The organism is Flavobacterium antarcticum DSM 19726 (assembly GCF_000419685.1).
GTDB classification, from domain to species: Bacteria; Bacteroidota; Bacteroidia; order Flavobacteriales; family Flavobacteriaceae; genus Flavobacterium; species Flavobacterium antarcticum.
Genome location: NZ_ATTM01000004.1, coordinates 184,005 through 197,251, shown reverse-complemented (window position 1 = coordinate 197,251; position 13,247 = coordinate 184,005). Strand labels below are relative to the sequence as shown.

12 protein-coding genes are annotated in these 13,247 nt (G+C 34.7%); 7 read left to right on the top strand and 5 right to left on the bottom strand.

The genetic code is table 11. From position 1 onward, the window contains the following. Positions 1–4 precede the first annotated feature (4 nt). The 6 genes from YWA_RS0108250 (at position 5) to YWA_RS0108225 (ending at position 7,215) form a co-directional block, all read left to right on the top strand. Positions 5–1,390, top strand: a complete 1,386-nt coding sequence (locus tag YWA_RS0108250) for a sensor histidine kinase (protein ID WP_022828039.1) — start codon at positions 5–7, stop codon at positions 1,388–1,390. Beyond that, on the top strand, positions 1,391–2,371 hold the full coding sequence (locus YWA_RS0108245) for a hypothetical protein (protein ID WP_022828038.1): 981 nt from the start codon (positions 1,391–1,393) through the stop codon (positions 2,369–2,371). 80 nt (positions 2,372–2,451) lie between these two features. Continuing rightward, the gene (locus YWA_RS0108240) at positions 2,452–2,961 is read left to right on the top strand and encodes a hypothetical protein (protein WP_022828037.1); all 510 of its coding nucleotides are present in this window, start codon (positions 2,452–2,454) and stop codon (positions 2,959–2,961) included. Positions 2,962–3,206: 245 nt separating this feature from the next. Further along, positions 3,207–5,396 carry a glutamine synthetase III family protein gene (locus YWA_RS0108235; protein WP_022828036.1) on the top strand — a complete coding sequence of 730 codons (2,190 nt, stop codon included), beginning with the start codon at positions 3,207–3,209 and terminating at the stop codon, positions 5,394–5,396. Positions 5,397–5,497: 101 nt separating this feature from the next. After that, positions 5,498–6,391 (top strand): OmpA family protein, encoded by an 894-nt coding sequence (locus YWA_RS0108230; protein WP_022828035.1) that lies wholly within the window; start codon positions 5,498–5,500, stop codon positions 6,389–6,391. A gap of 38 nt (positions 6,392–6,429) precedes the next feature. Beyond that, positions 6,430–7,215, top strand: coding sequence for an OmpA family protein (locus tag YWA_RS0108225; protein ID WP_022828034.1), 786 nt, complete (start codon positions 6,430–6,432; stop codon positions 7,213–7,215). A gap of 62 nt (positions 7,216–7,277) precedes the next feature. On the opposite strand, the gene YWA_RS0108220 is transcribed toward YWA_RS0108225, so the two are convergent. Then, positions 7,278–7,709 carry a DUF1573 domain-containing protein gene (locus tag YWA_RS0108220; protein WP_022828033.1) on the bottom strand — a complete coding sequence of 144 codons (432 nt, stop codon included), beginning with the start codon at positions 7,707–7,709 and terminating at the stop codon, positions 7,278–7,280. A gap of 287 nt (positions 7,710–7,996) precedes the next feature. On the opposite strand from YWA_RS0108220, the gene YWA_RS0108215 reads away from it, so the two are divergent. Beyond that, positions 7,997–10,630 (top strand): valine--tRNA ligase, encoded by a 2,634-nt coding sequence (locus YWA_RS0108215; protein ID WP_022828032.1) that lies wholly within the window; start codon positions 7,997–7,999, stop codon positions 10,628–10,630. Positions 10,631–10,682: 52 nt separating this feature from the next. On the opposite strand, the gene YWA_RS0108210 is transcribed toward YWA_RS0108215, so the two are convergent. The 4 genes from YWA_RS0108210 to YWA_RS0108195 are packed head-to-tail and all read right to left on the bottom strand — an operon-like array spanning position 10,683 to position 13,247. After that, the gene (locus YWA_RS0108210; RefSeq protein WP_022828031.1) at positions 10,683–11,474 is read right to left on the bottom strand and encodes a superoxide dismutase; all 792 of its coding nucleotides are present in this window, start codon (positions 11,472–11,474) and stop codon (positions 10,683–10,685) included. Further along, positions 11,474–11,746: an acyl-CoA-binding protein gene (locus tag YWA_RS0108205; protein ID WP_022828030.1), complete on the bottom strand. Its 273-nt coding sequence runs from the start codon at positions 11,744–11,746 to the stop codon at positions 11,474–11,476. Before YWA_RS0108205 ends, YWA_RS0108210 begins: the two co-directional genes overlap by 1 nt. Beyond that, a complete protein-coding gene (locus YWA_RS0108200; protein WP_022828029.1) occupies positions 11,747–12,412 on the bottom strand; it encodes a phosphatidylserine decarboxylase family protein in 666 nt (221 codons plus the stop codon). A gap of 4 nt (positions 12,413–12,416) precedes the next feature. Beyond that, positions 12,417–13,247: a phosphatidate cytidylyltransferase gene (locus YWA_RS0108195; protein ID WP_022828028.1), complete on the bottom strand. Its 831-nt coding sequence runs from the start codon at positions 13,245–13,247 to the stop codon at positions 12,417–12,419.

Genomic DNA, 13,247 nt, shown 5'->3' with positions numbered 1-13,247 from the left:
TGTTATGACCACTATTTCCTTCAAAAATCGAATTGCACGTTATTATATTGTGAGTACGGCTTTACTAATATTTGCGGTGTTTTTCGCCGTTTACTACAGTGTAAAAGCTAGGGTTTACAGTGCTATTGACAAAGATTTGCAAGTGGAAATGGAAAGCACGACAGAACAATTAGTTGTAAAATCCACCACTTTTGAAATCGCGGACCCGGAAGAATGGGAAGAACGGGAACACACTACACTCGGATTGCATCCCGTTTTTATTCAATTAGTAGACGTCAATGGTAAAATCCTTGACAAATCGCCCAATTTAGAAAATCATACGCTATCGCTGAAAAAAGGTATTGAAGAAGAAGTTTTCTACGATACAAAATTAAAGGAAATCAACATTCGTCAGGTACAATTCCCGATATTTCACGACGAAGCATTGATTGGATACGTAGTCATCGCGATGTCGTTACAAGACGCAAAAGCAGTGGTAACCAACTTAAGTGAAATCTTATTTATAGGTTATTTTCTGATTTTAATCGTGTTATATTTTATCACCAGATTTATTGTTGGAAGAAGTATTAAGCCCATTTCTGCGATTATTGATACTACTTCTCTGATTTCAAAAGACAATTTAAGTACTAGAATTCCGCTTCCGCAAAATAAGGATGAACTTTATACACTATCACAAACAATCAATAATCTATTGGACCGAATTGAAAGCGCCATCGAACGCGAAAAACAATTTACGTCAGATGCTTCCCATGAATTACGAACGCCATTAGCGGTGATTAAAGGAACTTTAGAAGTGCTGTCTCGCAAACCGAGGACACAAAATGAATATGAAGAGAAGATAAAATTTTGCATTTCAGAAGTAAACCGAATGAATTTCTTGGTGGATGAACTACTATTGTTAGCCCGTTTTGAAAATCAGCAAAATGAAATTAAATACGAGACAACCTTCTTAAACGCAATGGTTTTAGATGTTGTAGCCCTTTATTCGGAAACCATTTCCGACAAAAAGCTACAAGTAAATTCGTTTTTTGAAGAAGACTTTTATTTCGAAACGGACCCGTATTTATTCGCGATTGTACTTCATAATTTAATTTCAAACGCGGTAAAATACTCGTTTAATGAAGGCAAAATTGACATCAACGTGGCGAAACAAGAAAACGAAATTATTTTCACCCTACAAGATTTTGGAATCGGAATTTCAAAAGTGGATATTGATAAAGTATTCAACCGTTTTTACCGCTCCAATCCATCGGAACATCCTGATGTAAAAGGAACGGGATTGGGATTGTCAATTGTCAGTCGTTTAAGTGATTTATTGAAATTTGACATCGAAATTTCATCTGAAAGTCAAGGCACGAAAGTAATGTTGAAATTAAAAACTGCTGAATAAATGAAGTGGTTTCTACTTTTTTCTATCGTTTTATTTTCACCTACTCTTTTATTAGCGCAAATTAGTGGTTGTACAGATTTAGAAGCGAGAAATTACAATCCGAATGCCATTATCAACGACGGAAGTTGCATTTATTTGTCTTCCAAAATTTATCCAAATTTCTCAGTTCCAATTAGTGATACAATCCATGAAACTTCCGGTCTGATTTATTGGAACGATAAATTATGGACCATGAACGACGATGGCGATACAAATCTGTACAGTTTAGACACGACGGGCATTAATTTGCAGAAATTTGCTTTACTAAAAGTTAAAAACAAAGATTGGGAAGCGATTGCACAAGACAGTTCGCATATTTACATAGGAGACTTTGGGAATAACGTCAGCGGAAATCGGCAAGACTTGCATATTCTTAAAATCGAAAAGAAATCTTTACTTGAAAATAAAATAGTGATTGATACTATAGCTTTTTCTTTTGAAGACCAAATTAATTTTGAAAAACAAACGTCAAACACCACGAATTTTGATTGCGAAACAATGTTAGTCACGAAAGATAGTTTGTATTTATTGACGAAAGAGTGGAGTAGTGGACAAACACGATTGTATGTTTTGCCAAAATTGGCAGGAACCTTTAAAGCTAAATTCAGAGCTTCTTTAAATGTAAATGGATTAGTAACCGGTGGTGTGCTTTTAGAAGATAAAAAGATAATTGCACTTTGTGGTTATTCAAAAAATCTTCAACCGTTTTTATACCTATTATATGACTACAAAGAAAATGAGTTTTTTTCAGGAAATAAACGAAAAATAAAATTGGGGTTGCCGTTCCATCAAGTTGAAGGAATTGCCACTAAAAATGGATTACAGTATTATCTTACCAACGAGAAATTTCAAAGGAAGCCATTCATCTCAGTAAACCAACAACTTCATTTCGTCTATTTATCGGTGTATTTGAAGTCGTATTTATCAAAAAGCAGCAACTAACCACTAAATTTATCTTAAATTCTTTTTTTGGTTTAGTTTTTGAAATACATTTAACATCATTAATCTTAAAAACCTAAATTATGAAACGTATTTTACTATTTTTAGCCGTAGTTGGATTGACAACGCTATCAAGTTGTGATGGTGATACAGGACCACAAGGACCTGCAGGACCGGAAAGTGAAGTGTTTGAATTGCAGAATGTAAATTTTCAACTCAATCAGAATAACGAATACACTATTTTTCAACAATTAACTCCCGTTATTCTTGACTCTGATAATATTTTAATTTATCGTATGGCAGGTACGATTAATGCACAAACTCCGATTTGGCAATTGATTCCTAGAACCTTATTTTTAGACGAAGGAGAATTAGATTACGATTTTGATTTCTCTCGCGTTGATTTTACAATTTATGCCGGTGGAACATATAATATTGCAACAACTCCTCAATTTATTCAAAATCAAACGTTCAGAATTGTAATAGTTCCTGGATATTTTTCTAAAAATTCAGAATTGGATTTCAACGATTACAATTCTGTAATTAAAGCGTTCAATATTGATGATTCTAAAATCACCGTGTTGAATAAATAATAGAATCTTTATTTTAAATTCAAAAAGGGGAAATGACAATTCGTTATTTCTCCTTTTTTATTTTTAGCCCCTAATTAAGTGGGGTTAAAATAATTTTTGATACGTTTATTGTTTCGTATTGATGATTTAAATTTATTTATTGGATTATACCCCTAAAAAAATAGGGTAAAATTTATTTTGCATTAATAAATAAAATATCTTTGTACTCAGTTTTATACTTACTATCAATTTAATACTAAATTTTTATGTCAACATTACGTTTCCAAGCATTACATGATGCAACTCACAGAGAACCGGTTAAATTTGAAGAATCTGATAGAAAATCAGCTCTTTTTGGTAAAAATGTATTTAACCAAGCATCGATGAAACAATTTCTTACAGATGATGCCTATAAAGGTGTTCAGGAAGCAATGCAAGTTGGAAAAAAAATTGACAGAAATTTAGCCGATTATATTGCAATGGGAATGAAAGAATGGGCACTTTCAAAAGGAGTGACGCATTATACCCACTGGTTTCAACCGTTAACAGGAACAACAGCAGAAAAACACGACGCGTTTTTTGAAACCTCTTATGACGGTTTAGAATCGTTTGAAAAATTTGGTGGAGCACAATTGGTGCAACAAGAACCAGATGCTTCTTCTTTTCCAAATGGTGGAATCAGAAATACATTTGAAGCGAGAGGTTATACCGCTTGGGATCCGACTTCACCAGCATTTATCTTTGGAACTACTTTATGTATTCCAACGGTATTCATTTCGTACACCGGTGAAGCTTTAGATTATAAAACGCCACTATTGAGAGCTTTAAGTGCAATTGATGAAGCTGCAACTGAAGTATGTAAATATTTTGACAAAAACGTAAAGAAAGTGACAGCCACTTTAGGTTGGGAACAAGAATATTTCCTGATTGACAAGGCATTAGCAAATTCAAGACCCGATATTCTAGTTACAGGAAGAACGCTTTTAGGACACACGTCTGCAAAAGGACAACAATTAGAAGATCATTATTTTGGATCCATTCCTACGAGAGCTTTGAATTACATGAGAGAATTGGAACAAGAGTGCATGTTGCTTGGAATTCCAGTGAAAACAAGACATAATGAAGTGGCACCAAACCAATTTGAATTAGCGCCTATTTTTGAAGAAACAAACTTGGCTGTAGATCACAATTCATTATTGATGGATGTGATGCAAAAAATTGCAGAACGTCATCATTTTAAAGTTCTTTTTCACGAAAAACCTTTTAAAGGAGTAAATGGTTCTGGAAAACACAACAACTGGTCTTTGGCAAGTGATACGGGAATTAATTTATTGAGTCCAGGGAAAACGCCTATGAGTAATTTGCAGTTTTTATCTTTTTTCATCAATACAATTAAAGCGGTAAATGATAACGAAGCGTTGTTGAGAGCGACAATTGCGACAGCGAGTAACGATCATCGTTTAGGTGCCAATGAAGCGCCACCAGCAATTATTTCTGTTTTCATTGGTGAACAGTTGACAAATGTTTTGAATAACTTAGAAGGAGTTTCGGATGGAAAATTATCTCCTGAAGAAAAAACCGATCTAAAATTAAACGTGGTTGGGAAAATTCCAGATGTACTTTTAGACAACACCGATCGAAATAGAACTTCTCCTTTTGCATTTACAGGAAATAAATGGGAATTTAGAGCCGTGGGTTCAACAGCAAATTGCGCAAATGCAATGACTGCTTTAAATGCTATCGTAGCAAAACAATTGAAAGATTTTAAAATTGAAGTAGACGCTTTAATTGAAGGAAAAAAATTGAAGAAAGACGAAGCAATTTTCAATGTTTTACGCGAATACATCAAAAGCACAAAATCAATTTTGTTTGAAGGCGACGGATACAGCGACGAATGGGAAGTTGAAGCAGTGAGACGTGGTTTAAGCAATTCTAAAACAACGCCAACGGCTTTAAAAGCAAAAATTGATCCACGTGTTATTGCACTTTATAGTGAAATGAACATCATGAATCCGGTAGAAGTAGAAGCACGTTATGAAATTGAGATTGAGGAATATACTAAAAAAATCCAAATCGAAGCACGCGTTTTGGGTGATATTGCTCGAAATCATATTATTCCAACCGCTATCAAATACCAAAATACGTTGATTGAAAATGTAAGAGGTTTGAAAGAAATTTTTGGAGACGAATTTGAAAAAACGGCTGGTGAACAAATCATTTTGATCAAGCAAATTTCAAAACACATTGAAGGAATTAACCGAAATGTGGCAGAAATGATTGCCACGCGTAAAGCTGCAAATTTACTAGAAGATCCACAAGAAATGGCGGAAACGTATTGCGACAAAGTAATTCCGTTCTTCGACGAAATCAGAAGACACTGTGATAAATTAGAATTATTAGTGGACGACGAAATTTGGCCAATGACCAAATACCGTGAATTACTTTTTACACGATAATTAAAAAAAATAAAAAGAATAAGACCTGAAAATGTATGTTTTCAGGTCTTTTTTTTATACGAATAATGTAGTAAATTCGTTTTGATACTTATACAACACTTATGAAGTCTAAAATTAATTGGGTTTTTGTTTTATTTCTATTTGGGAGCCTAATTTCAAGCGCTCAAGAACAATTTTCGGTATATTTTGAAACCAATAAATTTGATTTAATTCCAACTGAAAATCAGAAATTACTAGAGTGGATTTCTGCAAATCCTAAAGTAAAAATCGTAGCTATTAATGGTTTTACGGACAAAGACGGTTTGTCAGAAATGAACGATACATTGGCTCAAAAAAGAGTCGACTTTATTTATAAATGTGTAGAAAATAAAATTACAATTCGCTCCGATTTTAAAACCATAAGTTTCGGCGAAAAGCATGTCCAGAACCAAGAAAAATCTAAAAACAGAAGAGTTGATGTTTTTTACATTCTTGAAAAAGACCTCGCTCGTGAAAATGAAATACTTGGAATTACTGAAGAAATTAAGATTCAAAAAACAAAAGCTGAAATTCGGTATCCGGATAGCTTCCAAGTTCAAAATCCAAACGGAACAGTTTCTGAATATGCATTGGACACTAATTTTATGCAGAAAATCACCACAGCTAAATCAGGTGAAAAGTTGCAATTGGAGCATCTCAATTTTATATTCAACACCTTTGCGATTACTAATGATTCCAGAGGTAAATTGTATGAATTGCTGTTAGTAATGATGCAAAATCCACAACTTAAAATCGAAGTTCAGGGCCACATCTGCTGCAATTCATCAAATAAGGAAACGCTTTCCACACAACGTGCAAAAGCTATTAAAGGATTTTTAAAAAGCCAAGGAATTGACACGAGTCGCGTTACGTTCAAGGGATTTGGGAGTACACAACCACTTTATCCATTACCCGAAAAAAACGAACAAGAGCGTGCTGCAAACCGTAGGGTAGAAATACTCATTATTGAAAACTAGATAATTTTCACTAATTTTAAGGGATTAAATAACACAGTATGAAAGCAATTGTAGTAGCATTTTGCCTTTTTTCTTCACTGTTTTCTTGTTTCTCACAAGAAAAAATAGCTGTATATTTTGATTTTAATAAGTACGAATTAAATCCTACAGCACTTACAGCACTAAACGACTGGATTTTGGCCCAACCCGATAGCAAAGTGCTTAAAATTTATGGTTTTTGTGATTGGAAAGGAACCAGCGAATACAACGATACGCTTTCACTACAACGCGTTCAGACTGTTTTTGAGTACCTCACTGAACATAAAATAGCGATTGACAAAGATTATTTGCAAAAAGGTTTTGGAAAAAATTTCACACAAGATAAAAATCAAGCGCTGAACCGAAAAGTGGAGATTGAGTACTCGAATGCAATCCCCCAAGCTGAGAAACAAATTAAAGAAAAAAACCTAGCGGAATCCTTTAAAATAGCGCAAAAAGGAGATGTGGTGCGATTGAAAAACATCAATTTCTACAACAATTCAGCACGAATTGTTCCAAAATCAGAAAGCACCTTATACGACTTACTTTGCGTCATGCAGGAGAACCCAAAACTTAAAATTGAAATTCAAGGACATATCTGTTGTCAATTGTCAACCAGTTTGGATCACATTTCTACGGCAAGAGCTCGAGCGATCTACAATCATCTGATTCGAAATAAAATCGCACGAAACCGATTGTCCTATAAAGGTTACGGCGTTTCCCAACCTATATATCCGATTCCTGAAAAAAGTGATTTTGAAGAAAACGAAAACCGTCGCGTCGAAATTAAAATTCTAGAAAATTAACCATAAAAAAACCGTTTCAGCTTATGAAACGGTTTTACACTTTTAGTAAAGAAAAATTTTAATTATTTTTTCTCCATCATGGATTTTGATTTTTCAAGTGGATTCACTTCTTGTTTTACAACAACATTTCCTTTTATTTTCAAAGGAACTCTTCCACCTTCATAATTTGTCGCATTCGACTCTACTGTAATTGTTTTTCTAATTGCACCAGGAGCCATATTGTATTTCACATCAATTTTCCCCATTTTTCCGGGCATAATTGGTTCTGTTGGTTTCGATGGAACAGTACAACCGCAAGTGGATTGCACATTTGTAATAATCAAGGGTGCATTTCCCGTATTTTTAAAATCAAAAGTACGTATACCGCTATCAGAATCTTTCGAAACGATACCGTAGTCAATCGTGTTGTCTTTCGCCGTAAATTCAATCTTCGCTTGACCAAAACTCAAACTGCTAAAACCTACAACTGCTACTAAAAGTAATAATTTTCTCATTTTTTCTAATTTTATTGGGTTCGTAAATTTACTTTCTTTTAATTAAAGAACAAATTATTAATTCTTAATTTTTTAAACGCCTTTAATTATTTACTTTTGTACTGATTTCAAAAAGGATGCCAAATATAATTAGGAGCGAACCGCTTGGGCTTTTTCAGGTTTTCATTTTCCCGCTTTCCTTCCATCTCGTCACTAAAAGACGAGATTCCATGCAATCGGGGCTATTTATTTTTCCATTTTTGAGCAACATCTAAATAAAAATAAAACGTTACAACGACTTCCATACTATGACAATACCTGCACAATTTGACGCAAAAAACATCGAGCAAAAATGGTACGATTACTGGATGAAAAACAACTATTTTCATTCTACTCCAGATCATAGAACGCCATATACCATTGTAATTCCACCACCAAATGTGACAGGAGTTTTACACATGGGACACATGTTGAACAATACTATTCAAGATGTATTAATCCGTCGTGCTCGTCTAAAAGGTTTTAATGCATGTTGGGTTCCGGGAACGGATCATGCGTCAATTGCAACAGAAGCAAAAGTGGTAGCCAAACTGAAAAGTGAAGGAATCAATAAAGCAGATTTAACCCGTGAAGAATTTTTAAAGCACGCCTATGATTGGACGGATAAGTACGGCGGAACTATTCTTGAGCAACTGAAACAACTTGGTTGTTCGTGTGATTGGGAACGTACAAAATTCACCATGGATGAAGATATGTCGGCTTCCGTAATCAAATCATTTGTTGATTTATACAACAAAGGCATGATTTACCGCGGTTACCGAATGGTAAATTGGGATCCAGAAGCAAAAACGACTTTGTCGGACGAAGAAGTAAATTACGAAGAACAAAACGGAAAATTATATTTCCTAAAATATAAAATCGAAGGAAGTGAAGACTTCTTAACGATTGCGACAACGCGTCCTGAAACAATTTTTGGTGACACTGCCATTTGCATCAATCCAAACGACGAGCGTTTTACTCATTTAAGAGGAAAAAAAGCGATTGTTCCAATCGCCGGACGAGTAATTCCAATTATCGAAGACGAATATGTGGATATTGAGTTTGGAACAGGTTGCTTGAAAGTGACGCCGGCTCACGACATGAACGATAAAATGTTGGGCGACAAACACAACTTGGAAGTAATCGACATTTTTAACGACGATGCTTCGTTGAATAGTTTTGGATTGCATTACCAAGGTCAAGATCGTTTTGCAGTTCGTTCGGCAATCGAAAATGAATTAGAAGCAAATGGAAGTTTGGTTAAAACCGAAATTCACTTAAATAAAGTAGGAACGTCTGAACGTACAAAAGCCGTTATCGAGCCAAGATTATCGGATCAATGGTTTCTAAAAATGGAAGATTTAGTAAAACCAGCCATCAAAGCAGTTTTAGAAACAGACGAAATTAAATTATATCCAAAGAAGTTCGAAAATACGTATCGTCACTGGTTGGAAAACATACGCGATTGGAATATTTCTCGTCAACTTTGGTGGGGACAACAAATTCCAGCGTATTTCTATGGCGACGGAAAAGAAGATTTCGTAGTGGCAGAAAATATAGACGAGGCTTTAAAATTAGCACGCGAGAAAACTTCAAACTCTAAACTTGAATCACAAGATTTAAATCAAGATGCGGATGCTTTAGACACTTGGTTTTCTTCATGGTTGTGGCCAATGGCAGTTTTCGGTGGAATTTTAGATCCTAAAAATGAAGATTTCAAATACTATTATCCTACAAATGATTTAGTAACGGGTCCAGATATTTTGTTTTTCTGGGTGGCGCGAATGATTATTGCAGGTTATGAATATACAGGAGAAAAACCGTTTAACAATGTATATTTGACAGGATTGGTACGTGACAAACAACGTCGTAAAATGTCAAAATCGCTTGGAAATTCTCCAGACCCGTTAGAATTGATTGAGAAATTTGGTGCAGACGGCGTTCGTGTAGGATTACTTTTAAGTGCTTCTGCCGGAAACGACATCATGTTTGATGAAGAATTATGCAACCAAGGAAAAGGGTTTTCAAATAAGATTTGGAATGCATTCAAACTGATTAAAGGTTGGGAAGTTTCTGAAACAATTTCACAACCCGAATCTTCAAAAGTGGCGATTGAATGGTATGAAGCGAAACTGCAACAAACGTTAGTAGAAATCGAAGATAATTTCGAAAAATACAGAATTTCAGATGCTTTAATGGGAATCTACAAATTAGTTTGGGATGATTTCTGTTCTTGGTTCTTGGAAATGATCAAACCCGCTTACCAACAACCAATTGATGCAAAAACTTTTGCAAAAGCAATTGAAATGATGGAAAACAATATGAAATTGTTGCATCCATTTATGCCGTTTTTGACAGAGGAAATTTGGCACCTAATTGCTGAACGAACTCCAGAGGAAGCATTAATTGTTTCTGAATGGCCTGTTCTAAAGGCATACGACGAGACAATAATTGCTGATTTTGATAATGCGATAGAAGTCATTTCAGGCATTAGAACAATTCGGAAAGACAAGAACATCGCTTTTAAAGATGCAATTGAATTGAAAGCAATAAACAATGAAAAAATGAGTGTTCACTTTGATTCGGTTATTTCTAAGTTAGGGAATATTACTAATTTCGAGTACGTTTCTGAGCAAGTAGAAGGAGCGTTGTCATTTAGAGTGAAATCGAACGAATACTTCATTCCAATTTCAGGAAGTATTGATGTGGAAGCTGAAATCGCTAAATTAACCGAAGAGCTCAATTATACTAAAGGATTCTTGAAGTCGGTAGAAGGGAAGTTGTCCAACGAAAAGTTTGTAAACGGAGCGCCTGAAAAAGTATTGGAAATGGAACGTAAAAAACAAACTGATGCTTTAGCTAAGATTGCGACAATAGAACAAAGTTTAGCAAATTTAAAATAGTAGCATTAAAATGAGAAGCAAAAAAAAATCCCGTTAAGGGATTTTTTTTGTTTTATAGTACTTTTACGGGAAGTTCTTTTTTAACTGTTTCGTCGTATCTTTTTTCAGCTGCTTTCCAATTGATCACATTGAAGAATGCATCTACATAACTATTTCTTTTATTTTGGTATTTCAAGTAATAGGCATGTTCCCAAACGTCCAATGCAAGAATAGGAGTTCCTGTTACGCCAATGTTAGGCATTAAAGGATTATCCTGATTGGCGGTACCTACAATTGTCAATTTTCCTGTTTTGTCAGTAACCAACCAAGCCCAACCAGAACCAAATTGCTTATTAGCAGCTTCAGCCAATTGATTTTTGAAGTCGGAGAACGAACCGAAATCTTTTTTTATCGCTGTGTTCAATGATCCTGTTGGTTCGCCACCGCCTTTTGAACTCATACTTGACCAAAATAAGTTGTGGTTGTAATAACCACCCGCATTATTTCGCAATGTTTTATTCTCTAAATCTAACGATTTTAAAATTTCTTCAATAGTCAACTTTTCTAATTCCGTTCCGGCGATTACCTCATTTAATTTGTTGATGTAGCCTAAATGGTGTTTAGAATAATGAATTTCCATCGTTCGTGCATCAATACTCGGCTCTAGACCATCATAAGCGTAGGGAAGTGGCATCATTTTAAATGTTCCTTCATTTGCAATGATATCAGCTGGGTTTCCCATTTGAACAGTCGTAGCTTCTTCTTCGGGTAATGGAACTTGTACTTCAGTTAGTTTTTTTTCATTGCAAGAAGTAAAAAGTAATGCAATTGTAAATACAGATAAAACAGTTCGAAATTGGTTCATTATTTTTGATTTACGATAGCATTTATAATTTCAATGTAGTTTTCTTTCGCTTGATCCGGTGTCAGATGGCTAATTTGCATCCATGCATTGGTTTTAAACGCATTTCGCAAATCAAAACCAGAATTATTCTGGTACTGAATGGTACCAAATGTAGCTTGCTTATAATTTGCGTAAAGCCTCAGCTGCACATCCTGCGGTAAAGACGCTTGCGTCATTTCTGCAGCGACAGCAACGGCTTCATCAAAACGAATATTTAAATCTTTAGTAGTCATTTATGCAGTTTGTCCTACGATAATGCTTTGATTTCCTTTTACTTTATCGTTCAATTTTACATTCAAAACGGTTCCTAAAGGTAAGAATAAATCGACTCTTGAGCCAAATTTAATAAACCCAGCGTCGTCGCCTTGAATCACTTCTTCTCCTACTTTAGCATAATTTACAATACGTTTTGCCAACGCACCAGCAATTTGACGGTATAAAATTTCACCATACACTTCATTTTCAATGACAATCGTTGTACGTTCATTTTCTTCGCTTGCCTTTGGATGCCAAGCTACCAAAAATTTACCCGGATGGTATTTACTAAAATTAATTTTACCCGACATAGGATATCGTGTAACGTGAACGTTTATAGGAGACATAAAAATGGATACTTGTAAACGTTTTGCTTTAAAATATTCAGTTTCCATTACTTCTTCAATAACAACTACTTTACCGTCAACAGGTGCAACAATGGTTTGAGCATGAGCCCGAATATTTCGGTTTGGATTTCTGAAAAATTGCAATACAATCACTAGTAAAAGTAAGGCTAGAATTTGAACTCCTTTCAGAACCCAATAATGTTCTTTCAAAAAATATTCTGCTGCAAAAACGATCGAAACAGTAACTAATGAGGCCAACATAATACTGACGGCGCCTTCTTTATGAAAATGTAACATAATTTTAAAATTTAATAAATGGCAATAGTTGATAAAATAAAAATATAAACGGTGCTACAAATATAACACTATCTAAGCGATCTAAAATGCCTCCGTGGCCAGGCATTATGGCTCCACTGTCTTTTACATTGGCAATACGCTTGAATTTTGATTCAATCAAGTCGCCGATCGTACCGAAGACACCAACGATGACTGCAAATCCCAACCAAATGTATTGTGCAACTTCTTTTCCTTCAATGTAATATTTGGCGATGAAATAACTAGCGATCATAGCAAATACAATACCTCCAATAAAACCTTCAATTGTTTTCTTTGGTGAAATTTTTTCGTACAACTTATGTTTTCCAATCGATTTTCCAACAATGTAGGCGAAGGTATCATTTGTCCATATCAGTATGAATATTCCAATTATAATTTTGTGGTTGTAGCCTTTAACTCCGAATGGAATTTTAGTAATTATAATAAAAGGCAAAATAACATAGCCGAGAAGGAATAAGTATTTCCAAACTTTTTCTACTTTATACTGTTTGTCGTCAAATAAGAAATACATACAGTAAAAAGAGATAACTAAGGTGGCAATTAATAAAGTGTAGTCAAAACTCTTAGAGAGAGGAATGTGCTGGCTTTCAAGATAAGTAACGCTTCCATATATTAAAAATGCAGAAATAATAGGAATAATTTTGTTGAGATGCACCAGTTCACAAAATTCGTAAACGGCAATCAATAAAAATATGCCGAAGAGCACAAAGAAACTTTCCGTAGAATAAGTAATTGAAAAAATCAGAAGCAAGATGTAAATCGCGCCAGAAATTGCTCTTTTTAAAGTTTCATTCAT

What these genes read in the sequence shown, in the direction of transcription:
- YWA_RS0108250 (WP_022828039.1), top strand. Translation starts at nt 5, where the DNA reads ATGACCACTATTTCCTTCAAAAATCGAATTGCACGTTATTATATTGTG.
- YWA_RS0108245 (WP_022828038.1), top strand. Translation starts at nt 1,391, where the DNA reads ATGAAGTGGTTTCTACTTTTTTCTATCGTTTTATTTTCACCTACTCTT.
- YWA_RS0108240 (WP_022828037.1), top strand. Translation starts at nt 2,452, where the DNA reads ATGAAACGTATTTTACTATTTTTAGCCGTAGTTGGATTGACAACGCTA.
- YWA_RS0108235 (WP_022828036.1), top strand. Translation starts at nt 3,207, where the DNA reads ATGTCAACATTACGTTTCCAAGCATTACATGATGCAACTCACAGAGAA.
- YWA_RS0108230 (WP_022828035.1), top strand. Translation starts at nt 5,498, where the DNA reads ATGAAGTCTAAAATTAATTGGGTTTTTGTTTTATTTCTATTTGGGAGC.
- YWA_RS0108225 (WP_022828034.1), top strand. Translation starts at nt 6,430, where the DNA reads ATGAAAGCAATTGTAGTAGCATTTTGCCTTTTTTCTTCACTGTTTTCT.
- YWA_RS0108220 (WP_022828033.1), bottom strand. Translation starts at nt 7,709, where the DNA reads ATGAGAAAATTATTACTTTTAGTAGCAGTTGTAGGTTTTAGCAGTTTG.
- YWA_RS0108215 (WP_022828032.1), top strand. Translation starts at nt 7,997, where the DNA reads ATGACAATACCTGCACAATTTGACGCAAAAAACATCGAGCAAAAATGG.
- YWA_RS0108210 (WP_022828031.1), bottom strand. Translation starts at nt 11,474, where the DNA reads ATGAACCAATTTCGAACTGTTTTATCTGTATTTACAATTGCATTACTT.
- YWA_RS0108205 (WP_022828030.1), bottom strand. Translation starts at nt 11,746, where the DNA reads ATGACTACTAAAGATTTAAATATTCGTTTTGATGAAGCCGTTGCTGTC.
- YWA_RS0108200 (WP_022828029.1), bottom strand. Translation starts at nt 12,412, where the DNA reads ATGTTACATTTTCATAAAGAAGGCGCCGTCAGTATTATGTTGGCCTCA.
- YWA_RS0108195 (WP_022828028.1), bottom strand. Translation starts at nt 13,247, where the DNA reads ATGAATGAAACTTTAAAAAGAGCAATTTCTGGCGCGATTTACATCTTG.